Origin of the sequence: Enterococcus sp. 5H, from assembly GCF_028128615.1 — a bacterium.
Taxonomy (GTDB): domain Bacteria; phylum Bacillota; class Bacilli; order Lactobacillales; family Enterococcaceae; genus Enterococcus_L.
In genome coordinates, this window is the sequence record NZ_AMDP01000019.1 from 1 (window position 1) to 25,458 (window position 25,458).

Sequence of the window (25,458 nt, forward strand, 5' to 3'; positions counted from 1 at the left end):
TGAGTGCAAGCACTCGGCAGGAAAGAAGCGTTCGACTTGCATGTATTAGGCACGCCGCCAGCGTTCGTCCTGAGCCAGGATCAAACTCTCATAATAAAAGTTGAACACAATCTTGCGATTGTTAAGCTCATTTGTTTGCTAGCATATTGCTTCGCTTGTTAAAAATTGTTGGTTGTTTTTACCGTTGTAAAAACAACCTACACATTTGGTTCGTCTTACTTTGTTCAGTTTTCAAAGGTCTACGTTGTTACCTCGCAGCAACTTTTATATCATATCAAATCTTCGATTTGATGTCAACACTTTTTTTAAAAAAGTTTCAAAGTTTTTTCTGCTTGATGTTATCGAATGTTTCGCGACAACTTCATTAGTTTATCAGGTTGTTTGTTATTTGTCAACAACTTTCTTCCTGATTTTTCAAGTTTTTTTGAAACTTGAAATGTTATTCTATTTTCATCACTCGGCATGTTTCATCCGTGCCTTGCGACAAGATATAATATACCAAGTTTCCGAGCTTTGGTCAACTAAAATTTGCATTTTTTTTAAACTTTTTTTCGTTACCGATTGTTTTATTACTTTTGTTGTTTATTGTTCGTTTTTGGCTCGAAAAAGAGTCCTTTTTGCTTCAATTCTTAATTTTTAGTAACATATTCTAAATTTCACGTAATATCTCCTAGTTTTTGTCAATTTTCTGCTTTTTTTGATAGAATGTAAGAGAAGAATTCTACTATAGTAATGGAGGAAATAAAAGAGATGAAAATTTTAGTTGCTGATGACGATAAAGAGATTGTAGAACTACTGAGTATTTATATTCATAATGAAGGCTACGAGGTAATTAAAGCTTATGATGGTAAAGAAGCCTTATCTAAAATTAGAACAATATCGGATATTGATTTACTTATCTTAGATATCATGATGCCAATTATGGATGGTATGCAAGTTGTTAAAGAGTTAAGGAAAGAATCGCAAATACCTATTATCATGCTTACTGCTAAAACAACTGACATGGACAAAATCAAAGGTTTGGTTGCTGGTGCAGATGACTACGTAACTAAACCATTCAATCCATTAGAAGTGATGGCTCGTGTTAAATCAATTTTGCGACGCAGCCAAATGCAGCAAAAAGCTGATGAGCCAGATATTTTGGAAGTTGGATCTTTGATTATTAATAAAGATTCACATGAAGTTAAAACAATAGAAGGAAAAGAAATCCAATTAACTGCATTAGAATTTGGGATTTTGTATTTATTGGCAAGTCATCCCAATCGGGTATTTAGTGCCGATGAGATTTTTGAGCGGGTATGGCAGCAAGAAAGTATTGTTTCAGCTAAAACCGTTATGGTTCACGTTAGTCACTTAAGGGACAAGATTGAAGAGGCAACCGGTGGAGAAAAAGTCATTCAAACAGTTTGGGGAGTTGGATATAAAATCGATGCTCGTTAGACAAAAAAAAGTTGAAAAACAAAAGCGTATTACTTTAACATCTAAAGAAATTAGTGAATTATTAGCGGAGGGAATCGTCACAATTGTTCTGTTACTTCTATTAAATGTTTCTATTACGGTTATTTTAAGTGGTAGTCCAACTATCAAGGGTTTAATCTGGGCAACTAAAGGTGCGTTTGCTCAAGAACTAAATACTGATTTATTTTGGAGTTGGGGGAAATTTATTATTCCCATTTTCTTTGTGGTAGACGTTGGCGTATTATATTGGCGTTTAATCCGGCGCTATCGTCAAATGCAATTACGTCATATCATCAGTGAACTTCATTATATAGCAGATGGAAACTACGATCATCGAATTCCTTTTGAACTAAGTGGTGATTTAGCTAAAATCGTTACAAGTGTTAATGGTTTGGTTGACAGCACTGTAGCAGCGATTGAGGATGAACGGAAAATCGAAAAATCAAAAGATGAATTAATTACTAACGTTAGTCATGATATTCGAACACCGTTAACTTCTATTATAGGTTATTTGGGATTAATCGAAGATCGTCAGTTCCATAATGAAGAAGATTTACTAAAGTATACACATACTGCTTATGTTAAAGCTAAACAAATGAAATTGCTTGTAGATGATCTTTTTGAATATACAAAAGTTCGACAACCAACTGTTCCTATCAATGCTATCCATTTTGATATGGCCCAATTGATTGAACAGCTGGCTGCTGATTTTGAACTTGAAGCTGATAAAAACGGTATGGTTATCCAAGTAAACGCTAATCCTGCTTCACTTAAGATGGATGGAGATACTGAAAAACTTGTACGTGTTTTTAACAACTTACTATCAAATGCCTTAAAATATGGGAAAGGCGGGAAAAATATTGTCATTGATGTCGAAAAAATCGGTACCGAAGCAGTTATCTCTGTTAGAAATGATGGCCCGCCAATTCCTAAAAAATCTTTGGATCAATTGTTCGATCGGTTTTATCGTGTGGAAGAATCCCGCTCTCAAGAAACAGGCGGAACTGGTTTAGGTTTAGCTATTGCTCAAAGTATCGTTGCTTTGCACGGTGGATATATCTATGCAACTTCTGATAACCACTGGACGTCTTTCATCATTCATCTACCCTTAAAAAGAAATATGTCCGCAGTAAATTGATGCTCTTTGTTAACTACGGTTGACATTCAAATGAAAATTTTGTATTCTAGTGACAAGCAAAGAGAAAAAGTACTTATAGCCTAGAATTAAAGAGAGTTTGCGGTGGTGTGAGCAAATATTCTACTATAACGAATTCCATCTCTTTTAGATGTATCTGACGAAATAAGTTAGATCGGTCGCAGCCGTTATCTGCATTTACAAGGGCAGCATTTAAGCTGAACTTGGGTGGTACCGCGAAATTCAAGTCATTTCGTCCCAAGATATTTTTTGGGATGGAGTGGCTTTTTATTTTACTACCATGTTATTTAGCTTTATGGGTTATGTTTCGACAATCTGTCAAAACTGAATGATCCCGCTATGCTTTTATTTTAAGGAGGAGTTTATATGTTAGATGTAAAAATGATTCGTCAAAATTTTGATGAGGTTCAGGCAAAATTAAAAACGCGCGGAGTAAAAGAAGAAATCCTTGTAGAGTTCTTACGTTTAGATGAAAGTCGCCGTAATTTATTGGTAAAAGCTGAAGAATTAAAAAAGTATCGAAATGACGTTTCAGCTGAAATCGCACAATTAAAACGAAACAAAGAAGATGCTACTGAAAAAATTAATGAAATGAAAGAAGTCGGTGGAAACATCAAAGCGCTTGATACTGAAATTGAGGAGATTGATGCACAACTTCTGACAATTTCTACTACGTTGCCAAACCTCCCTCACGATTCTGTCCCTGTTGGTACTGACGAAGATGATAATGTAGAAATCCGTCGTTGGAGTGAGCCTAGAAGCTTCGCTTTTGAGCCAAAACCACATTGGGATGTAGCTGAAAACTTAGGCATTCTAGATTTTGAACGAGGTGCAAAGGTTTCAGGAAGTCGTTTTGTTTATTATAAAGATCTAGGTGCTCGTTTAGAACGGGCTTTGTATAACTTTATGTTGGACATGCATGTATACGATCATGGCTATACTGAAATGATGACACCATATATTGTAAATAGCAATTCTATGTTTGGTACTGGACAGTTCCCTAAATTTAAAGAAGATGTTTTCCAATTGGAAGGCACTGATTTAACATTGATCCCAACTGCTGAGGTTCCATTAACCAACTACTATAATAATGAAATTTTGGAAGGCAAAGATTTGCCAATTTATTTCACTGCATTGAGCCCATCTTTCCGTTCTGAAGCTGGTAGTGCCGGTCGTGATACACGCGGATTGATTCGTCTGCATCAGTTTAATAAAGTTGAAATGGTTAAATTTAGTGATGCAGATCATTCATACGAAGAACTTGAAAAAATGACAGCTAATGCGGAAGAAATCTTACAAAAATTGAACCTACCTTACCGAGTGATGAAGTTATCTACTGGCGACATGGGCTTTTCTGCTGCCAAAACATATGATTTAGAAGTTTGGATTCCTGCTCAAAATGCGTATCGCGAAATTAGTTCTTGTTCAAACTGTGAAGACTTCCAAGCTCGCCGTGCAATGATTCGTTACCGTGATGAAAATGATAGAGTTCAATATGCGCATACACTAAACGGTTCTGGTTTAGCTGTGGGACGGACAGTTGCAGCAATTCTAGAGAATTATCAAAATGAAGATGGTTCAGTAACTATTCCAGAAGTTTTAGTTCCTTATATGGGTAATTTAAAATTAATTAAATAAAAGGAAATTTCCTCAAATATTTATTGAAAGTATAAATTGTGCGTGCTACATTATGATTATTACATGAGCTAAATTATAAATAGAAGGATTAAACGTTATGGACAGAAATAATCACCCACGCGCTAGACGAGACACTCGTCGTGAAAGAAACAAAAAGAAATTTCCGAAAAAAATTGGTTTGGGCGTTATATCCTTCGTTTCTCTATGTTTGATCTGTGGTGGAGCATATGCTGCATACACTATTCAGCAAAAACCGAAACAAGACGACACTGCTGCAGACAACAAGCAATATGAGCAAAAAGAAGCCGCTCTACTAGAAAATATTCGCGCATCGCAAAAACAAGAAAATATTGAAAGTACTGAGCACGAAAATACAGATGGCAACATTCAAACACTACTCTATGAACCAGTTGCCACTGACTCTATCCCTCAATTACCAGAATTAAAAAATGAACTAACTACTTTAATAGAAACAAATAAAAAGATCCAACCCACAGAAACACAAATAAAAATTGTAGGACAGATAAAAAGGCTCCAGCTAAATCAACAAATTCTTGGCTACCAAGCAAAACTTGAAACGTATACTTGGGATCAAAAAAAAGATAACTGGACTGAAAAAACGGAAACCGGTAAGCTCATCTCCTACGTTAATGAGACAACAAATCAACAGCTAAAGCTGGTAGATTTGTTTACGGATGATGCTAACTTTCTCGCAGTAAAACAAGTCATTCAGCAAAAATTACTGGATGAAAGTTCTGACGGTAATGCGGTCATTGACCAGGTACTTAATATGCCGAATCTTCCGTTAGATACAACTAGCTTTACGTATTACTCAGATAAAATCACTCTGACATTGCCTGAAAATATTGCGGGTAAAACAGAAATTACTCTGCCGTACAAAGATATTGCTGGGTATATCAATTCTGAATTAATTGATCCTGATAGTGTCAAAGATGCACTGCCTGAACCTTTAGATCCAAATAAAAAATACATTTCTTTAACTTTTGACGATGGGCCCAACCCTGAGACTACACCAAGACTTTTAGATATTTTAAAAGAAAAAGGTGTTAAAGCAACTTTCTTTATGTTAGGGCAAAACGTTGTAAAACATGAAGCGCTAGCTAAACGGGTAGCCGACGAAGGTCATGAAGTTGCCAGTCACTCATACTCTCATCCACAATTAACAAAAGTTGATGCTCAAAGAGTGAAAGACGAGGTCCAAAAAACCGATAAAGCCATTTATCATGCTACCGGTAAGCTTCCTACTGATTTTAGACCACCTTATGGAGCTGTAAATAAAGATGTTGCCGCAATAATTGGTAAACCAATTATCCAGTGGTCGGTAGATTCTCAAGATTGGCAAAGTCACAATGCAGATGCCATCATCAAACGTGTTAATGAAACTGCCTATAATGACACTATTGTCTTAATGCATGATATTCATCCGGATACAGTAGATGCAGTACCTAGAGTCATTGACTGTTTGCGTGAAGAAGGTTATGAGATTTTACCTTCTAGAGAATTATTAGGTAAAAAAGCGAAACCTTTACACATGTATTATGGTTCTAAAGATGAACGTCCGGTACAATAAAAAAGAGGCTGAGAAAAAAGCGTCTAGCTCCGAGAAATAAGAAGGGATTCACAAAAATTGCCAAGAATCACCATGAGCTTGCGAATGGATGATAATTGGTACCTACTCGGTGCTCTTCAAATTTTTGTGAATTTCAGCTTATTTCCGAAGGAGCTGCTTTTTTCTCGCCGTTTATTCGGTTCTAGTGAGTGAAACAAAACTGATCTTTAGTTTTGTCCCACTCACTTTTACTATTTTATTGTTCTACAGAATAATTAGGTGCTTCTTTTGTAATTTGAACATCATGAGGATGAGATTCTTTCAATCCATTACCACTCATTTGAACAAACTGTGCTTCTTCACGCAATTGTTTTAGATCTGCCGCACCTACATAACCCATACCAGATTTTAAACCGCCAATCATTTGGAAAACGATATCCGATACACTACCTTTGTAAGCAACACGACCTTCAATTCCTTCTGGAACTAGTTTGTTCGCCTCATTTACGCCGCCTTGGAAGTAACGGTCACTTGAACCTTTTTCCATTGCGCCTAATGACCCCATACCACGATAGGTTTTAAAACGACGACCTTGATAAATCTCGAATTCACCTGGTGATTCATCCGTTCCAGCTAACATACTACCTAACATGACAGCATGTCCACCAGCAGCTAATGCTTTTACGATATCACCTGAATATTTAATTCCGCCATCAGCGATAATTGCTTTTCCATATTGACGTGCAACAGAAGCTGCATCATAAATAGCTGTTAATTGAGGTACACCAACACCTGCTACTACACGAGTTGTACAAATTGAACCTGGTCCGATCCCGACTTTAACAACATCAATACCTGCATCATAAAGTGCTTTGGCACCCTCTGCAGTTGCGATATTTCCAGCAATCAATGTAGCTTCCGGGAACGTATCACGAATTTCTTTAATTTTACGGATTACACCTGCACTGTGTCCGTGAGCTGTATCAATGACAATCGCATCTGCCCCTGCTTCTAATAACGCTTCCGCACGCTCAAATGTATCACTTGTCACGCCGACCGCAGCCGCTACTAGTAAACGTCCATGCTCATCTTTAGCAGCGTTAGGGAACTCGATTACTTTTTCAATATCTTTAATTGTAATTAAACCGCTTAAACGATTATTTTCATCAACGATTGGTAATTTTTCAATTTTGTGTTTTTGTAAAATCTTTTCAGCATCTTTCAGAGAAGTGCCAACTGGGGCTGTTACTAAGTGGTCTTTTGTCATAACTTCGTCAATTTTCATTTGATAATCAGTGACAAAACGCATGTCTCGGTTAGTGATGATTCCAACTAAAATACGATTATCCATCGTTTCTACAATCGGCACACCGCTAATTCGATATTTACTCATTAAATTTTCAGCATCTGCTACTAAATTTGAAGGTGTTAGGAAAAATGGATCAATGATAACTCCGCTCTCAGAACGTTTTACTTTGCGTACTTCATCAGCTTGTTGGGCAATGCTCATATTTTTATGGACAACACCTAATCCGCCTTGACGCGCCATTGAGATCGCCATTTTGCTATCTGTTACGGTATCCATACTTGCACTGATTAGAGGAATATTCAACTTAATATTTTTCGCTAACTGTACACTCATATCTACTTCATTCGGCAGTACGTGACTTTCTGCAGGAATCAATAAAACATCATCAAATGTAAGACCTTTTTTCGCGAATTTTGTTTCCCAGTTTGACATTTTCTAGACCACTCCTCTATTTAATTTTATATAAGAAAATAACAGATATTATAAGGGAAGTCAACCTGATTTCCTTGTTTGCAGAGATTTTCTTACTGTTTTCCAAAACATGAGCATTTTCTCATTTTTCTGTTATCAAAATAAAAGGATAATCAAGTTTTTTTCTTTGATTTGTATTTAGAAACATCAACAAACTTCCATGATACACAGATTAAAAGTGTTAGGAGCGACAAAACTAAAGCCAGCCTTTGCACTAAAGTAGTTTGATAGTAAATAGTTGCTTTTCCTTTCCCAGTTAAGTTTACATCAACCAGTCCGTTTTTAGCATTTAAAGATGTTTTGATTTGTGCTTCGTTATTTTCATCTATTATTTTTGCTTGGTAACCATGGTAGTAGATAAACGGAATAGTGACCGTACTGTTTTCGGAGTCTTTAACATCATAATCAAACGTAACCGAATCAAAATCCAATTTCACATTCGCTATTTCGACCTCATTTGAATCATAGACAACTTTACGGGTTTTATTTTTCTTAATTATTGAATAATTCGCTTCTTTGGGTAAGTATTCATGTCCGGCACCAATATAGTAGCTGTTTGTTTGATCGTATTTTTGATGGGAGAGAATTCGTTTTCCTTCCGTGCTAAGGCTTTCAGCTTCATAAATTACCACACCAAACAAAATAACCGCTACTAAAAAGACCTTGCTTCCAGGAAATTTTTGAAAGAAACCAATATCATCATTTGCTACTAGATAAGAAAGTAGTAACGTGACTACTGACAAAAAACGCCATGGAAATTGAATTGTATTTAATGGTGTCTGATTAAATAATTGCCATGGAAACAAGTTTGTCGTCATAAGCATAAAAAATAAAGCAAGAATAATTAAATCCCGATTAGCTGAATTTTTTTTGAACAAAGATATTGTGTACACAACCAAACCGATTAACAAAATAATCCCGATATTTGCAGATGAAGCATGAAATACACTATTTTTAAAACTATTTACAAACAATTCTCCTACGGAATAACTTCTATCTGAAATCATTGTTAAAGGATTCGAAGTCACCTGAAACGTAACATGCGCCATCTGTTCAAAAACAGGTAATAAGTAAAAAGCCAACAATAAAATGGTTAACCCAGCCGCTTTTAAGATAGCTATTATAGGCTGTTTCTTGAAAAAAATCCTTGCATTTAACAAGATATAACAAGCGATAAAAATACTAATAATTTCCAACGAAATAAAATGAGCTAACCCAATCCCTGTCATTGCCAAAGTTAAGAGAGGCCACTTCTTATAATCTCCATTTTTTAAATAATGTAGACTTACTAACACGAGTGGAAAAAAACTCATTGCCAGCAGTTCACCAATTGCTTGTCGGTTTAAAAAATCCTGCAAACGATAAATGGATAGTGTATACAATAATGAAAATAAGTAACTTTTCCCTTTGGACAAAGTCATCCATCTACCTGATAGATAAGTAATCACAAAAGTACCCATATTAATCACAATAGCGAAGATAATAAAACTAGATGCTAACGATAAACCACACGCTCGCAAGATTGCTGGAAAATATAAATAAAAATCCGGATAAAACAAGCTTGATGCATAACCATATCCACCAATAAAAAAGTAACTGATTCTAGGTAATAATGTGCCTTGCTGCAAAGATAAAGCAAGTCCTTCAATTCGATTTTGATGAAAATGATAGTCATCCCCAATTAAAATATTTCCGTTTCGAAAGTATACAATATACAACGATAGAAAACTAAGTAGACTGAAACTTAAAATTATCAATATCCTACTATGTTTATCAATCCATAATTTCATCCATTCACCTCTTCCGTATGTATTGAAAATAAATTGAAATTTTCATTCCTCATAACTATGGTATAATGCCCAAGATTTTCTTTCAAATAAGAACCCTTTGATTCTTAAAATGTTTAAATTCAAGATAAATAAAAAAAGATACATTCCCCTCTGAGAATGCGTCTTAGAAATACATGAAGAGAAAAGCACACAGAATAGAAAAAACAAGTCCGATTTTGACACTGTTCATCAAAATCGGACTTATTTTCTTTTGGAGATAGGGCTATTGTCCCACTCTCTATGCTAATTAACGCGCTAAACTGCTGCGCATATTGTATTTTTTCTTTAATAAGTGGCGAACCCCTAAAGCTAGTCCTCCAATAATAATCACGACAACGGGATCTAAAACTGGGTTTATAACAACAGGCAGCATAGCCGAACCTGCAAATACCACTAGCCATAGAAGCATTGCCCCAACTAAAATTAAACCGGTTTTGAACCAACCTGGACGTTTAGATTTATCTGCACCAGGACGATCATATTGGTAAACATGTTTATACATCAGATAAAATACATACCCACCTGCCATTGAAGCTAACACTAATGTTAACAGACCTAATGGTTGTGATTTGCCTTTTGACCACATCATCATAATAGAAAACATAATCGTCATTACACCAAATAATAACAACGTATTATCTAGCCACATTAGAACTGGTGTTGATTCCGGCAGTTCTTCTGGCTTATTTAAAATTGCTTCCGTTCGTTCCGCGACTGTACCAAACAATTGTCGTGCCGTTTTACCGCTTTTTTGACCTTCTACCAAATGTGGTAAAATCTCATGTAAAGCTAGTGTTTGTGCTTCTTCTGAAAGATTGGCAGCGACTAATGATTTTTTCAAATCAAAAATGTATTGTTCGTTTCTCTTTGTCAATTTCTGTTCAAGTTCACGATTTTCTGAAACAATATCTCGAAGTGTTTCTGATTCCATTTTTTGCGTCCTCCTCGCCCATGACCAAACGGGGCAGTCTTTACCTAAAAAGTATTCTAACACATTTTTTAGGGAGAAAAACAGTTTTTAGCAATTTTTTCCTATACATTGAAACGGAATAGCATTACATCGCCATCTTGAACAATATATTCTTTTCCTTCTAAGCGAACTTTTCCTGCTTCTTTTGCTGCCTGCATGTTTCCGTATGTGTTTAAATCATCGAAAGAAACTGTTTCTGCACGGATAAAACCGCGTTCAAAATCAGTGTGGATGATCCCAGCTGCTTGCGGAGCTTTAATTCCCTTGCGGAAAGTCCACGCACGAACCTCTTGTTCACCAGCAGTAAAATATGTTGCCAAACCTAATAAATCATAAGCTGCACGAATCAATTGATCCAATCCAGATTCTTCAATACCTAGTGCTTCTAAGAACTCAGCTTTATCTTCTTCATCTAACTCAGCTATTTCTTCCTCTGCACGCGCACAAACAACAATTACCTCAGCATTCTCATTAGCTGCAAACGTACGTACTTGCTGAACATAAGGATTATTGTCGGAATCAGAAACTTCATCTTCTGAAACATTCGCTACATATAAAATTGGTTTAGCAGTTAATAAGAACAAACTTCTAACAATCTTTTGTTCTTCTTCAGTAAATTCAACTGTACGAGCAGACAAACCTTCTTCTAAAACGGGTTTAAGCTTATCTAATACAGCTAATTCAGCTACTGCGTCTTTGTCTTTCGTTTTAGCAATTTTTGCTACACGTGTATAACGTTTGTTAATTGAATCTAAATCGGCTAATACTAATTCCAGATTAATTGTATCAATATCTGCCAAAGGATCTACACGTCCTTCAACATGGGTAATATTATCGTCATCAAAGCAACGAACGACATGACAAATAGCATCTACTTGGCGAATGTGGCTTAGAAATTGATTCCCTAATCCTTCACCTTTACTTGCGCCTTTAACTATTCCCGCGATATCTGTAAATTCAAATGTTGTTGGAACAGTTTTTTTAGGTTTTACTAATTCAGTTAAGCGTAGCAACCGATCATCTGGTACCTCAACCATTCCCACATTTGGATCTATGGTTGCAAACGGATAATTTGCTGCTTCCGCTCCTGCTTTTGTAATTGCGTTAAAAAGGGTAGATTTCCCAACGTTCGGTAAACCTACGATTCCAGCTGTTAATGCCATTAATTATTCACTCTTCCTTTATCAGTCTTTTTTTTCTAAAATTTTCTTCATTTTCTTTTCGAAATCACGACGCGACATCATAACAATATGCCCGCAATTTGTGCATTTTATTTTAATATCAGCACCCATCCGAATAATTTCCCAACGGTTTGCCTGACAAGCATGCGGTTTTTTCATTTCTACAATATCACCAAGATCATACATTACAGCCATATCCCTTCTAAAAATAATGGATGATTTTCATCAAATTGGACATAAACATACAAAGATACAATACCATTTTTTTAACAATCAAGCAAAAACTATTTTTTTTAGTCTTACATTTTCAAAAATCGATTAAAAATACACGATATTATTTCAAAAAAATGAATATAAAAATACTTTTTAAATGAGATTGTATTTTTTAGTTCCTTATTGGATAATAATGAAAATATTATTACTGAGGACTAATGATTAAAGGAGTTTTCTATTGAGAAAGTTTGACTTATTAGAAAAATTTGAAGTTTATCAAATTGAATTACTAATGTATTTAATTGATACAGGGGGATCAGCAACAAAAAAAGACCTATTAGTTCATTTAAACATAAGTGAGTATTTCTTAACTAAATTAATTGAAAATCTAATCAGCTTAGCTCAAAAATCCGATACTAACTTTTCAATTGAAGTGAATCGAAAAAATGTCCTATTTCAAAAAAAAGCTGAATACTCTCTCCAGCTGCTCTATAATGCCTTAATTAAACATGCACCAAAATATCGAATTCTTGAAGAACTATTTCTACATGGGACAATTAATCCACGGAATTTATGTAAAAAAATTGGAATCAGCCAATCAACTTATTTTAGAAAGATAAAGGAACTAAACGAATTGCTGGAGGAATTTGAGCTGATTATTCAAAAAGGAGTACTGTTTGGATCAGAATTGCAAATTCGCTTTTTTTACATGTCACTTTGCTTAATAACTGATCTTGGAGAGAAAGTAACATCATCAAATATTGATCCTCGAATTTTAACATTAGTCAATACCATACAACAATTGTCGGAAAGTTCATTTTCATTTTCTGCTAAAAAAAAGCTAATTATTTATTTTTGTCTACTAAAGAGAAGATATGTACACAATTGCGTAATGACTTTCAATCAGCACAGGCTAATTTTTTATGATCGGATTAATAAGCATAATCAGAAGAAATTCATACACGTACTCAAAACAACTCCATTATTTAAACAAGTTCATATAGTACTAAGATCATTTTTAGTTTACTATTCTTTTGAAATGCATCCTGATGAAGAAATTTTATTATTGGTTTTTATGGTTACTGAAGAAATCATCCCTAACGACTCTACTTATCTAAATAAACTAAACTTAATTGAAGCGAATAATCGATTCTTTGTTTGGTCATTGAGTACAGAGTTGTTAAATTTTATAGAACAACACTATCCCAATACTAGCTTTAACGATGAGCAGAGAACATTGCTTCATCATTATCTAAAATCTAGCATCTACCGCCATCTTATATTCAGAGGACATATCGACAACTACTGGAAACCACAGCAGGATAACTTACAACCACTCAAAAAAATAGATTATTTCACTACATTTATAAAACAAAAATATTCGGAAATTACGATAAATGATGCTCATGATACGATACTTATTGCAAAAATCACTCATATAATTAATTTTTATGAAGATCATACGAAAAATAGAATATCTGTTGGGATTTTTTTCGAAGGCGATTTCTTTAATAAAAACAAATTTACTGAATGGTGGATTAAACATATTGAGCTCACTTCAATCGCATTAGCTGAACCTTTGTCCCGCAACAAATCTTATGATTTAATTATCAGTAATGTTAATTATCCTCAACTTCAAAAAAGAGGGAAACACTTCTACTTTCTGACTAACTATCAAGAGAACCTAGATATAATTAACCTTGATTATCTATTAAATGATCTTTATTCTTCGAGCTGCTAAGTAACTATCATAGGTCAGCATAGCTTTATCAAAGAATATCACTTCAATCAATTGTAACCTCTATTTGAAGCCTCTAAATTTTATGCAAACTCAAGCTTTTCGACTAATTGACGTTCTTCTGTAAAAAATGAATTTGTATAGCAATCGAGTGTCATTTTTGTTGATGAGTGCCCTAATAACGAACTAATCGTCGCAATATTCCCGCCAGCTTCTAAACACCGGGTAGCGAAGGTATGTCTTAGTGAGTGGAATGAAAAACCTTCTAAGCCTATTTTTTTACGGATCATCTGGAATCGGTAGGCTATTGTTCGCGGTTCAAGTGCTTTATGTTTATTTGAAATAACATAATCGCTTGTTGATATTTGTTGAAGTTCTAACAAATTTTTCTTCAATGCTTCAGTAATTGGAATTCTTCTTTGGGAATTGTTACTTTTAGGCGTCACTTCAATAATTTCTGTTTTTCTTCCTGATTTTTCTTCTGTTTGTATACGCAATACAGTTCGATTAACCCAAAGAGTATTACTGTCAAAATCAATATCTGTCCATTTTAAACCACAAATTTCTCCTATTCGAAGACCAGTTTGTAAAGCAAGTGTAATTGAAAAGAACTTTTGGCTTGAATTAATTTCTTTGAGTAATTTTTCTTGATCTTTTGTTGATAGGGCTTGAACAGTTTTCCGTTTTGTTTTAGGAAGTTCTAGTCCTGTACAAGGATTTTCTGTAAGTAGATTTATTGAAACAGCTTTACTCATACAGTTTTTCAGCACAGAAAATATAGATCTAATCGAGCTGGCTTTTAGCGTGATAGTCATCTCCTTTAGAAGGAGTCTAATGTCTTGTTGTTTTAATTTTTGAAGCTTAATTGAACCAACATATGGTAATACATGAACATTTATTTTATTTTTATAGCTAGCATAGGTACTACTCTTCACTTTTGGGCGAACAAAATTTTCCAACCAGTGATTCGTCCACTCTACCAAAGTTCCTTCGTAAGGCTGCACATTTTTATTATTATTTGACTGTTTTTCATATTTCATAAGAATAAGTTGGTGCTTCACTTCAGAATATTTATAGCCGTAGATATATCCGTAGTGAATTTTTCCATTTTCTTGTCTGCCTTTTATGTATCGACCTTCCCAGCGGCCGTCTTTTCTTTTATATATGTTTTCTCCTCTTCTAGCCATTGTTAAGCTCCTCTCTAAATTGAGTTTTATATGTCTCTTCAAACTAATTCAAACATTTTGTAATTTCCTTTATTTTAATTTTACAATATAGTTTTTTTACTATCCTAAGTATGATTTAAATTTTTTTCTTATACTTTCAAAAAATCCCAAAAAACAAGAAAATTTTGAATGTAACGTTTTATTTTTTACTAAATCTATTCCATTTAAACAAAAAATAAAGAGGTGTCGTCCACAAGAAACATTATAGTTCCATGCCTACCACCCCTCTTGGAAATCATCTACTGTTATTAGAACTGTAACTGCAAGGAACGGCTTAAAAAATTTTTCAATGCAACATATCCATTTAACTTGATTAACAGCTCTTCGGAACAATATACCCAGTAATTTAAAATTGCAGGTCCCGAAATAACTGCTTCTACATTTTCCAAGAACTGACCTAAATCTTCTACCAATTGTCTACAACTTAGTTTTTCAGCAATAATAATCTCGTCTTTACCCTCTAATTCAATCAACATCCATAAATAATCTATAAACTCTACTCTTGTCTTCAACTCTAAAAATTGCTTTCTAGGTATCATTCGTTTTTTATGCACGTCTTTCGCCTCAGTAAAACACTTTAAAATTTCTATTTCTAATACAGAAGTATTCTCATGTGCTACAATCCTCTGACTAGTTTTTTTTGTAGTTATTTTTTTTAATGATAACTGTGTAGATGCAGATATCCAATCTTTTACATTGATAGAAAGTGCTGTTTGCTGAGTCCGATTAAATAAATATTTTCGTGTTTTATTTATTTTTTTTTTCGGTAGATGATTTGAGCCTATAGTTGCCTTTTTCTCATTTAACTTTACCTTATTGCGCTCTTGAACTGGTTCATATTCTTGAATATTTTTTATTCCTTGCTCCGTTTGTTTCATTTGCTCTTTGATTGTTTTACTTACTTTGTCCAACTCGATTTTGATTAACTCTCCTGAATCTAGAACAATAGATTCATTCTTTATCAGTCTGCCTTCTAGTCCTTCTAATTTCTCAGTTAGCAGATTACAACGTTCTAAAACATCATAAATTTCTCTTTCTTTTCTTTTGTTCTCAGCAGCTTGTTCTTGGCTAACAATATGATCGTATCCTTCAATAAGCTCCTTAGCACATTGCTTTAAATCCCGTAGATAGACTGCTTGTTCTTGCTCAAAAAAACCTAAAGTAAATGTTAGGACAATATACGCCGGCGCTGTAAAAACATTTATTTTTTTTATATGCACCACATTATTTTTTTTAGACCAAACTTCTTGTACTTTATTTACAATCTTTTCAAGATTCGCCAATGTTTGAATATCTTCTTTAAAGATTAATTTGCAAGACAAAAATGCTTCATATGGCGTCATTAAATTATTATTAAACAATTCTACTCCCAAAAGTTTGGGATTTACTTTTTGATGGAGAATGTATTTTTTTAAGATTTTCTTTCCTTGTTTTTGAGGCTTATTTACCATTTCGCTCATATCCGCCAGCTCCTAAAATTCCTATACTAGACATTATTTTCCGACCACATTCTATCAATGTTAGAAAATGATAAATCTAATCAGTTATTTTCTTGATAGTTCCTTGGTAGGCGCCTTTTTCGACCCTTGACTTGAGACTTACCGTTACGTTGAGCATTCTCCTGCTTTCTTTTGCGCCTTTTCTTTTCATAATATATTGCTTCTTTGTATCGTTTTTCTTTACGCTTTCTTAAAATTAATAAAACCAGTAAAAGCACTAATAAGAAAACAAATGTAATAACACTAATAATTGTGTAAAACATTAGATGTTTTTTATCTGTACCCATTATAGAGTTGCCATTTTTTTCTTCTTTTATTTGAGCAAATTCAACATCTTCATCCCACTGCCATTCTTGGTTTGTATCTTGAGATTTTGCCGTAAGATGAATTTTATATTTTCCTGACTGGAATGCTTGTTTCTCACCTTTAACTGTCCAAATAAAGGTTGAATTAGGAGCCATTCGATAACCAGTTACTTTCGTTTTTTGGACGAGTTCATTTGATTCTTTTGTATATACTTCTGCAACATATTCAATATCTTCTAAGTTAATTGCTTGATTATTTTGAATTGTCGCTTTAAAGACATTTTCACCAGATATTTGTGAAGGAGATAATTTTAGTAAATCCAATTCTGCTTTAACAGGGACATCTGTTTCTGTTAATTTAACAGCTACTATATATACCTTTTCTTCGTGCTTATCAGTATTTTTTTCTTCAAATGAAATAACTTTGATTCCGCCTAAAATCATCCCGTTAAATTGATCTTTAGGCATTTTTAGCCGAACCGTTGCAATTTTAGTTTCCTTAGCAGGAACGCTTATTTCTGGATCAGTTGTTGCAATGTCTTTTAATGAGATGTTTAAACTATCATCTTTAGCGGCGACAGACGTGCGATCTGAATAATCTATATCGCCCTTTTCATTGGTTGTAGCATCGTTAATTTGAATAACAACCTTTTGTTCCACATCTGAAGTATTTATCAGCTCTAATTTTAACTCTTGCTCCTGTCCTGGGGTTACTCTTAGATCATAATAAGTGGCCTCTACATTATGTTGATTTTTGGGTAAAATCGGCTGAACTGAAACAGCCAAACATCTTTCAGTTTTGACCACTACCGATACAAACAATAAAAGAAAAAATCCGAGCATCACAATACCCATATGAACTGATTTTCGTTTATTTGTCATCAATTTTAAGCTCCCTGCATAATAAAATCATATGTAAGCACATTGGAAAAAACATATTATACGCTCTTGACAAACTTCAGTTTGAATTATGTTTAATAAACCTGCATAATTTCTATTCAGTTTATCGATGTTTCCACTAAAGATATATGTACAGTGGATGGGAAAAAATGATAATTTCCCAACCCCTTTTATTTCTAAGCTTTCTATGCAATTAAAATGCAAATTCAGTATCTTTTAGTTCATCTTCGTTTATTACAAGCCGTTCTAAAAAGTAATTTTCACCTTGGATAAGATCAAAATAAGCTGCTTTGTTTAACAAACTGTCATAATCCATTTTCATAATCCGAGCATGCGGCTGATGAAACCATGACTTTTTTTTAATTTTCACCCTAGATTCAATTAACTTGCATTCATCCAAGATTAAGTATATCTCATTTGTAGATACTGAATCTTTAAAACTTCTAACTTGTTCTCTCTCATAAGTAAGCTGATTATCCGAAATCGTCATTTTTTCTGATTTTGTCATTAAATCTTTATTCATTAGCCAAGATTGTTCCAAAAATTTCGCCTTTTGTAGTAACTGAGAATATTCTCTTAAGTCCACTCTCAATACTTGATCCCAATTTTCATTTTCTTCACTATTAGATTTACTTAACTCTGTGATGGCTCTAGATAAATTCTGCCGTTCCATTTGATCAATAACAACTTCCAATTTTTTATTTGCAAGTCGCATTCTTTCTTTAGCGTATCTTTCTCTGTTTACTTCTTCTTCAATTTTTTGGATGTAGTTTACAGTGCTATTATCAGCTTCTTCAGGTTCTTTAACTTCATTTTTTTCTACTGGGGTAGGCTTAATAGACTGTAGAGGTTTGATAAATTTAGATACTAGTCGTTCAATCTCATCTACAAACGATTCCAAAATATCTTCATCATCATCGAACAACTGTTGTTCTAATGACTGCGTTAAATTAACCATAAAAGGAAAGCCTGCTTCTCTATAAGCAATAGGAACAAAGTCAATATAATAAATCACACGATTATCTTCTTTTTCTTTAGATCCGCCTATCCAAGCAATTTGAGGAAATGTATGAATCAGCTCATCTAACAATGCAGACCAATCAAGATCCACAAAATCTAGAGTAATCTCCATATGTTTAAAAAAAGAAATTATAGTATGAAATTCTTCAAAATATTCTTCTACATCTTTACGAGGATATGGGATTCCCTTATTTTTACTTTGAAAAATTTCTTCACAGATATAGTAGATATCCCGTAACATATCATCGTCAAAGAGTCGTTCACCCACTGCTGGAGAAGCGGCTTGATAAATGTCAACCATAATATTTTGATAAACCACTTCCTAACCTCCTCCCCTTAATCTAGTGATTGGTCAGCTAGTCGGCTAGATTTATTCAATAAATCTTCCATCAAAATGCTTGTCTCATTTTGTAAACGAAGTATACGAGTGTGGTAATTCGCAGCTTCTTGATTAATCATTTTCAGCTCAATTGAAGCTTCCGAAACTGCTTTTTTTGTTTCATGTCTTGCTGCTTCAACTGTTCTATCTGCTTCAATTGTGGCACGTTCAATAATTTGCTGTGCTTTTTCTTTTGCTTCCATTAAGACTTCAGCAATTTGATTTTTCATTAAATCCTGCTGCCGCATTTGTTTTTCATTTTCTAAATTCTTATTGCGTTCATCTAATAATTGTTCTTCCAATTGTGTTCCCAATTCTTCTGCTTTTCTAACTTTCTCTTCTAGTAACAGGATTCGTTCTTTAGACTTTGATGAACTTGTTAGTCTCATCGTTAATTGATCAATTTCCTGCTGCTTGTTTTCAACTTCTGATTTTAAGCGTTCAGACATTGTTTTTTGACGATGTACTTCTTTTTGAAATTGTTGATTTTCATTTGTTAAATGCTCGATTACAGTTGCTTGTTCCTGCTGTAATTCTAGTTCTTGTTTTCTCATAGCGCCCTCCGAAGGCTCTCTCTTAATTGAATTTTCTGGTCGACTCTTTTTAGTAGACTTGTAGATTTCTTCTTCAAATTCATCATCATCGTAATCATCGTCGTAATCATCAAACTCATCATATTCGTCATGTTCATCATAGTAATCTTCATAATCATCATCGTAGTTCCGTTTTTTCTTTTTTCTGTTAAACATTGCCAAATTTCCCGCTCCCCTTTTACCATTTCTGTTCTACATTAAACGCTACCAACGAGTAATTCTCTTATTATTTCATTTTGCTGCTCATCTATTTCTATGAATTCTTGATTCAAATAATAACCTATGCCTTTTTTATTTAGAATAAAGGGCTCAAAAATTGATGTTTTTTCCATAATTTTTTGCTTGATTCTATTAATTAAGTTACTTAACAAAGCTTGCTTGTTCTTTTGTTTTGCATTTGTCCAGATCGCTTCACACAAAGCCTGACTTGAAAATACTCTTTGCTCCGACTTAATAAAATGCTCCAACACTTGATGTTCTTTTTTAGTCAGAGGGATCAACCAGCTATCAATGATTAAGGTACGATCCTTCAATTGATAAGAATGTTGTTTTTTAACTTTGCCAATATTTGAGAAAGATGTGCTACTTGAGCTTGTTCCTTCACTATCGATAAAAGATGTTACATTGTTTTCTTGACCATTTTTGCCTGCGCGGCTAGCTTCTTCTTCAAAAATAGTTGCCAATCGACTTGCTAAATCTGTCACAGATATTGGATAGCGAATAAAAACCACATTACCACTATTTAAATACTTGGACGTATTAGCTTCCTCTGATTCAAATGTCAAAACAACGATCGGTTTGTTCAATAGCGCTAAATTATCCAAAAATGATTCTTTTAACCCACTGTACATAGATTGTTGATAAATAATAAGATCAAAGTTTTGCAGAAAATAAAATTCTTTATCTTTGGGTTGAGTAAGTATATCTTTAGAAACCATAATTTCATAATCCATGTTCAACAAACTATTTTGCAATAATCCATTAGCACTAAGAGTATCTGTTAGTATAATAATTTTTTTCCTCATAAATAGAAAATCCTCCTCTGTTTTTTGTAATTTGTATAATAAAATAGCCAACCATTCATGTTTAATCAAAGTTCCTTCACATGTACTTTTAGTAGATTTAAAGGAAGTTTATTTCTTGCACTCTGAAAATACTTAGAAAGTAGAGATTTCCTATTCTTGTATAAAATAAGAAATATTATGTCTAATACAGAATTATATGGTTCTTTATAACTTTAGTTGACGGTCTATTGACGGTCAAATGCCAAAATAGATTGAAAAAAATTATAAAAAGAAGAATTCAAGAAATAAAGAAACTTTGCTGCTTTTGGAACGATAAAAAGAACCTTTTTCTTTTCCTCTTTATTTTTCAGAGAAAAAATCAATGGTTTAGATCATTTATTTGACGGTTCATTTGACGGCGAATAAAAATAAGTAAATTATCCTATGCTATTTTCTAATAGGAACTATAAAAAACAGTAGTGTAATTTTTTAAAATTTTACATAATCATTCAGCTAGATATCAATGTTTAACGTTAATTGTGTGTTTCAAGCTCAGTAAGCTGACTATATTATACATAAATTAAATATATTGTTATTTTTTATTCTTCATTGACATGTCCAAATTGGTTATTGTATACTTAAAAGAGAAACATCTGTTTAAACGCCTATTTATTCGATATCTAGATACTTTATTTTAACAATTATGAATATTTCTTATTTTATACAAAAATAAGAAATATTATGTTTTTTTATTACATATAACTATTTTTAAAAAATTTGATTTTCAAAAAAGTTATTTAAGTTAATATTTAATAAACTACTTCATAAATCTAACAAAATTAAAAAGTGGTACATATAAAACTTAAACAGTTTTGTATGTACCACTTTTTTAATTAAGATTCATCAAAATTGATTTCTAAAATATCTAAAATTCTTGCTAAATCAGATTGTGAAAGGTATTCGATTTCGATCTTCCCTTTCCCTTCTTTTTCTTGGATAGCAACTGTTGTACCAAACTTATCCATTAAGCGATCTTCACTTTCACGAATGTAATAAGGTTTTTCAGCTATTACTTTCTTCTCTTTTTTAGCAGCTTTTTTGCCTTGGTTTTCATTTAAGTCATTTACGATTTGTTCTAACTGACGAACAGTCAAATTTTCTGCGACCACCCGTTTGGCTAATGTTAAAATCAAGTCTTTGTCTTTTAAACCAAGCAAGGTTCTAGCTTGTCCCATTGATAATGTTTCACCTTGAACCATCTCTTTAACTTGTACAGGTAACGTTAACAAACGTAAATAGTTTGCAATATAAGGTCGGCTTTTCCCTAAGCGTTCTGCGACTTCTACTTGTGTTAGTTTCAGATTTTTCATCAACATATCGTAAGCTTCAGCTTCTTCTAAAGGATTTAAATCTTCACGCTGTAAATTTTCTAAAACAGCGACTTGCATCATTGCTTCTTCGTCAAATTCACGGACAATTGCTGGAATTGTTTCTTTCTCTGCTAATTTTGAAGCACGGAAACGTCTTTCACCTGCAATAATTTCATATCCTTTGACAGCTGATTTTCGAACAATAATCGGTTGAAAAACACCTGATTGCTGAATTGAGTTTGCTAGTTCTTGTAAAGACGCCTCATCGAAAGTCTTTCTTGGCTGATATGGATTCGGACGAAGCTCATTTAAAGCAATCTCAATGACTTCTTCTTTTTGAACGTCAACATCTTCTAAACTAGCAAAATCTTGAAACAATGCATCAATGCCTCTACCTAAACCTTTTCCTTTACTCATTCTCCAACACTTCCTTTGCTAGTGCTTGGTACACCTCGGCACCACGTGAACGGGGATCATAATCAATAATTGATAAACCATGGCTTGGCGCTTCGGATAAGCGAACATTTCTCGGAATAATCGTATCATAGACTTTTTCACGGAAATATTTTCGTACTTCTTCTACCACTTCCGCCCCCAAATTAGTACGAGCATCATACATCGTCAATAAGACACCTTCAATACGTAAATCAGGATTGAAGTGCTTTTGAACTAGGCGAATAGTATTTAACAACTGACTTAACCCTTCTAATGCATAATATTCACATTGAACCGGAATCAAAATTGAATCACTGGCTGTAAAAGCATTGATCGTCAAATGTCCTAAAGACGGCGGACAATCAATCAAAATAAAATCATAGATATCACTGACTTCACCGATTGCAGCTTTTAGCCGAGATTCACGAGCCATCATTGAAGTCAATTCGATTTCGGCACCTGCTAATTGAATTGTGGCAGGAACGATATCTAGATTTTCTCTTGATGTTTGCTGAATTACTTCTTTAATTGGCTCTTCATTAACTAATACATCATAAACATCATGCGCTACATCAGGTTTACGCACGCCGATTCCGCTAGTTGCATTTCCTTGAGCATCAATATCGATCAGCAACACTTTCTTGCCGTAATAAGCAAGACAAGCACCTAGATTCACAGTGGTTGTCGTTTTACCAACACCGCCTTTTTGATTTGCTACAGAAATAATTCGTGCCATTTGTGTCCCTCCATCTTACTTGATTGGTTGTTTATTTGGTAATCCAGGTTTTCTCGGATATTTTTTAGGTGTTTCTTTTTTCTTTTGAATCACGACAATATGCCGTTCATCAGCGGTGACTGGTAGTTCAAATGAAACTTCTTTTTGGAATTTCCCGCCTAATAAAGCAATCGCAGGTTTCGCTTCTGAAATTTCTTCTTCACTTTTAGCTGCTTTCAATGCTAAGAAAAATCCGTCTTTTTTAACTAACGGTAAACAAAGTTCGCTTAACACATTTAAACGGGCAACTGCACGAGCTGTCACATAATCAAATGCCGCACGAAATTCTTCACGCTGACCAAATGACTCTGCACGATCATGGTATAATGATACATTTTCTAAACCTAATTGATTCACTAACTCTGTTAAAAATGTAATGCGTTTATTTAATGAGTCAACAATCGTTACTTGTAATGAAGGAAAAACAATTTTTAACGGAATACTAGGAAATCCCGCTCCCGCGCCTACATCACAAATAGATTTATTTGTAGCAAAATCTTCAAAAAATGCTAATGAAATTGAATCATAAAAATGCTTCAAGTAGACTTCTTTTTCTTCTGTAATTGCCGTCAAGTTCATCTTCTCATTCCATTCAACAAGCAAAGAGAAATAACGGGAAAATTGTGCCATTTGCTGTTCGGATAAATGGATACCTTTGTGGCTAAGTAACTGCTTAAATTCTTCTGGTGTCATAAGTTCCCTTTCTTGCGTGAAACAGAAAATGTTTCACAATTGTCTTTTCTTACTTTAACGCAAATAGAGATTTCTTGCAATGGTTTTAGATGTTTTTATAGTAGTTGTAATAAAAGTTTTCTTTCTATATAAAGATACAAATTTATTTGTTTATTTTGCTAACATAAATACGTGTATTTTTAAGGTTCGCACACAGATAGATTAACGACATAAATGTTTCACGTGTAACAGTGTATTTTACTCATAAAATAAGAGTTTGAATCCAGCAAATAACATCGCTTAATCCAAACTCTAATTTTATTCACTGATTACTCGCAATGAAAAGCATGATCTTTTGCTAAGTAAAATGGACGTAAATATCCGACTGTATTAGACAATGGGATAATATCCTCACTCAATTCAATATTCAACACTTCTTTAATGTAAGCTTTTCTTGCTGCAATTCGTTTCCATAACTCAGGATATTCTGTTTGAAGCTGGTTTTGTAGTTTTTCATCGGCCAAAGCCACACATTCTTCTGCACTAACTCCTGTATAGCCAGCAATTGATGGAATAATATCAATTTGCAAAATCATCCCACTCTTAAGTTTTTCATTAGATCCTGCATAGATTGGTGAAGACATCCATTCTTCATCAGAAACTAGATGTCCAGGATTTAAATGCCAATGATAATTAGTTTTTGGAAAAACTAATTCAATCGTTTGATAAAGTTCATCTCCAGCCATCCCAATTTTGATTGTTTCTAACCAGGTTGCGACAGCTTTATAATAAGGCTTTGCTACTCTGTCTAAATAATCTTTTTGATTTTCCGGAAGCTGACTTTCATTTTCAATTACAAAACCCGTTCGACTAGATAACCCTCCTTTAAAAGCTGTTGTCAGTGATAATGGATCACCAAGTTTCACTGTTTTATGCGTAGGATAAACATTAGCATATTCAAAACGTTGACCAGTCGCGGCGATTGTCACTACTGTGTTGGTTTGCCCATCTGCTGTTAAAATATTACCTAACATCGCTTCAGTTACTTCCAAGCCTACAGCATCCATCGCTTTTAAAATACAATTAGATGATAGATTCGCACCATATTCATAATGAGCAATTTCGTTAGCATTATTGACTGTACGTGCACCTTTATCACCTCGAATAAATAAGTGGGCAGCATTTTCGAGCACAGCTTGCGGATTTTTACTTGTTAAAAGTGCTTGGATAATAAAATACGGCAAATCAAAATACTCAGAATTATCTGATTCATTGGTTGTAAACATTTTCCAGCCAACAACGCCAATTTTATTTTTTTCAGCTAAACCGATTGATTCAAAAATAGTTTCCAGCCTTGCTTCATTATCCATCGGTTGATTTGGTAAAGAAAACAATGGCGAATGAACGAGTTGATTTTCGATGCGAGAAACTTTTGCCATTTTTAAATTTTCATTTCCAAGTATCAATGTACATGCACCGTGACTATATAAAACTAATAACGCTTCTTCAAATCGAGGAATAAATCCTGTTAAATACTCGAAATTCCCTCCATGTTCTTTATCTGCATAAATTACCAATGCATCAAAACCTTCTGAAGCCATGTTTTCCAAAACTTTTTGTTTTCTTTCATTCATCGTTTCATCGGTTAAATATGTTGCCGCAACATCATTAAAAATCATTGGTTTTTCAATCTTAGCAAGTTGGACATTTACATTATTCATTTGAGTCATCCCATCCTAGTTTTTTT

The 25,458-nt window shown here is 33.8% G+C and carries 20 protein-coding genes, 1 rRNA gene, 1 pseudogene and 1 other annotated feature; of the genes and pseudogenes, 6 read left to right on the forward strand and 16 right to left on the reverse strand.

Annotated features, from left to right (window positions below):
• A 16S ribosomal RNA gene (locus tag C240_RS06130) occupies nt 1–96 on the reverse strand; the annotation flags it as partial.
• Between the two features lie 654 nt (nt 97–750).
• Here C240_RS06130 and C240_RS06135 point away from each other — a divergent pair.
• From C240_RS06135 to C240_RS16315, 5 genes and pseudogenes are all read left to right on the forward strand, one after another.
• Nucleotides 751–1,440, forward strand: a complete 690-nt coding sequence (locus tag C240_RS06135) for a response regulator transcription factor (RefSeq protein ID WP_271492350.1) — start codon at nt 751–753, stop codon at nt 1,438–1,440.
• Nucleotides 1,430–2,596, forward strand: coding sequence for a sensor histidine kinase (locus C240_RS06140; RefSeq protein WP_271492352.1), 1,167 nt, complete (start codon nt 1,430–1,432; stop codon nt 2,594–2,596). The genes C240_RS06135 and C240_RS06140 overlap by 11 nt, the downstream gene beginning before the upstream one ends.
• A 47-nt stretch (nt 2,597–2,643) precedes the next feature.
• Nucleotides 2,644–2,857, forward strand: a binding site (T-box leader).
• A 123-nt stretch (nt 2,858–2,980) separates the two neighbouring features.
• Complete coding sequence (gene serS, locus C240_RS06145; protein WP_271492354.1) at nt 2,981–4,252, forward strand: serine--tRNA ligase; 1,272 nt, start codon at nt 2,981–2,983, stop codon at nt 4,250–4,252.
• Between the two features lie 97 nt (nt 4,253–4,349).
• Entirely contained in the window at nt 4,350–5,843 is a 1,494-nt protein-coding gene (locus tag C240_RS06150; protein WP_271492356.1) for a polysaccharide deacetylase family protein, read from the forward strand.
• Nucleotides 5,840–6,028: pseudogene (locus C240_RS16315) on the forward strand (hypothetical protein). The gene C240_RS06150 and the pseudogene C240_RS16315 overlap by 4 nt, the downstream one beginning before the upstream one ends.
• Nucleotides 6,029–6,078: 50 nt before the next feature.
• On the opposite strand, the gene guaB reads toward C240_RS16315, so the two are convergent.
• The 5 genes from guaB to C240_RS06175 form a co-directional block, all read right to left on the reverse strand.
• Nucleotides 6,079–7,563, reverse strand: coding sequence for an IMP dehydrogenase (guaB, locus tag C240_RS06155; RefSeq protein ID WP_271492358.1), 1,485 nt, complete (start codon nt 7,561–7,563; stop codon nt 6,079–6,081).
• A gap of 152 nt (nt 7,564–7,715) precedes the next feature.
• The gene (locus C240_RS06160; RefSeq protein WP_271492360.1) at nt 7,716–9,392 is read right to left on the reverse strand and encodes a hypothetical protein; all 1,677 of its coding nucleotides are present in this window, start codon (nt 9,390–9,392) and stop codon (nt 7,716–7,718) included.
• A gap of 286 nt (nt 9,393–9,678) precedes the next feature.
• Nucleotides 9,679–10,362: a DUF1129 domain-containing protein gene (locus C240_RS06165; RefSeq protein WP_271492362.1), complete on the reverse strand. Its 684-nt coding sequence runs from the start codon at nt 10,360–10,362 to the stop codon at nt 9,679–9,681.
• A 101-nt stretch (nt 10,363–10,463) separates the two neighbouring features.
• Nucleotides 10,464–11,564: a redox-regulated ATPase YchF gene (gene ychF / locus C240_RS06170; RefSeq protein WP_271492364.1), complete on the reverse strand. Its 1,101-nt coding sequence runs from the start codon at nt 11,562–11,564 to the stop codon at nt 10,464–10,466.
• A gap of 21 nt (nt 11,565–11,585) precedes the next feature.
• On the reverse strand, nt 11,586–11,768 hold the full coding sequence (locus tag C240_RS06175) for a DUF951 domain-containing protein (RefSeq protein ID WP_271494175.1): 183 nt from the start codon (nt 11,766–11,768) through the stop codon (nt 11,586–11,588).
• 265 nt (nt 11,769–12,033) lie between these two features.
• On the opposite strand from C240_RS06175, the gene C240_RS06180 reads away from it, so the two are divergent.
• Nucleotides 12,034–13,536: a helix-turn-helix domain-containing protein gene (locus C240_RS06180; protein WP_271492366.1), complete on the forward strand. Its 1,503-nt coding sequence runs from the start codon at nt 12,034–12,036 to the stop codon at nt 13,534–13,536.
• A gap of 80 nt (nt 13,537–13,616) precedes the next feature.
• On the opposite strand, the gene C240_RS06185 is transcribed toward C240_RS06180, so the two are convergent.
• The 10 genes from C240_RS06185 to C240_RS06230 form a co-directional block, all read right to left on the reverse strand.
• Nucleotides 13,617–14,720 (reverse strand): tyrosine-type recombinase/integrase, encoded by a 1,104-nt coding sequence (locus tag C240_RS06185; RefSeq protein WP_271492368.1) that lies wholly within the window; start codon nt 14,718–14,720, stop codon nt 13,617–13,619.
• A gap of 287 nt (nt 14,721–15,007) precedes the next feature.
• Nucleotides 15,008–16,219, reverse strand: coding sequence for a hypothetical protein (locus C240_RS06190; RefSeq protein WP_271492370.1), 1,212 nt, complete (start codon nt 16,217–16,219; stop codon nt 15,008–15,010).
• 80 nt (nt 16,220–16,299) lie between these two features.
• On the reverse strand, nt 16,300–17,445 hold the full coding sequence (locus C240_RS06195; RefSeq protein ID WP_271492372.1) for a DUF916 and DUF3324 domain-containing protein: 1,146 nt from the start codon (nt 17,443–17,445) through the stop codon (nt 16,300–16,302).
• Between the two features lie 211 nt (nt 17,446–17,656).
• Nucleotides 17,657–18,802, reverse strand: coding sequence for a hypothetical protein (locus C240_RS06200; RefSeq protein ID WP_271492401.1), 1,146 nt, complete (start codon nt 18,800–18,802; stop codon nt 17,657–17,659).
• A 17-nt stretch (nt 18,803–18,819) separates the two neighbouring features.
• Complete coding sequence (locus tag C240_RS06205) at nt 18,820–19,611, reverse strand: hypothetical protein (RefSeq protein ID WP_271494178.1); 792 nt, start codon at nt 19,609–19,611, stop codon at nt 18,820–18,822.
• Nucleotides 19,612–19,652: 41 nt separating this feature from the next.
• On the reverse strand, nt 19,653–20,480 hold the full coding sequence (locus C240_RS06210) for a winged helix-turn-helix domain-containing protein (RefSeq protein ID WP_271492403.1): 828 nt from the start codon (nt 20,478–20,480) through the stop codon (nt 19,653–19,655).
• A gap of 872 nt (nt 20,481–21,352) precedes the next feature.
• Complete coding sequence (locus tag C240_RS06215; RefSeq protein ID WP_271492405.1) at nt 21,353–22,246, reverse strand: ParB/RepB/Spo0J family partition protein; 894 nt, start codon at nt 22,244–22,246, stop codon at nt 21,353–21,355.
• A complete protein-coding gene (locus C240_RS06220; RefSeq protein ID WP_271492407.1) occupies nt 22,239–23,000 on the reverse strand; it encodes a ParA family protein in 762 nt (253 codons plus the stop codon). The genes C240_RS06215 and C240_RS06220 overlap by 8 nt, the downstream gene beginning before the upstream one ends.
• A 15-nt stretch (nt 23,001–23,015) precedes the next feature.
• On the reverse strand, nt 23,016–23,732 hold the full coding sequence (gene rsmG / locus C240_RS06225) for a 16S rRNA (guanine(527)-N(7))-methyltransferase RsmG (RefSeq protein ID WP_271492408.1): 717 nt from the start codon (nt 23,730–23,732) through the stop codon (nt 23,016–23,018).
• Between the two features lie 308 nt (nt 23,733–24,040).
• Entirely contained in the window at nt 24,041–25,432 is a 1,392-nt protein-coding gene (locus C240_RS06230; protein WP_271492410.1) for a M24 family metallopeptidase, read from the reverse strand.
• Nucleotides 25,433–25,458 lie beyond the last annotated feature (26 nt).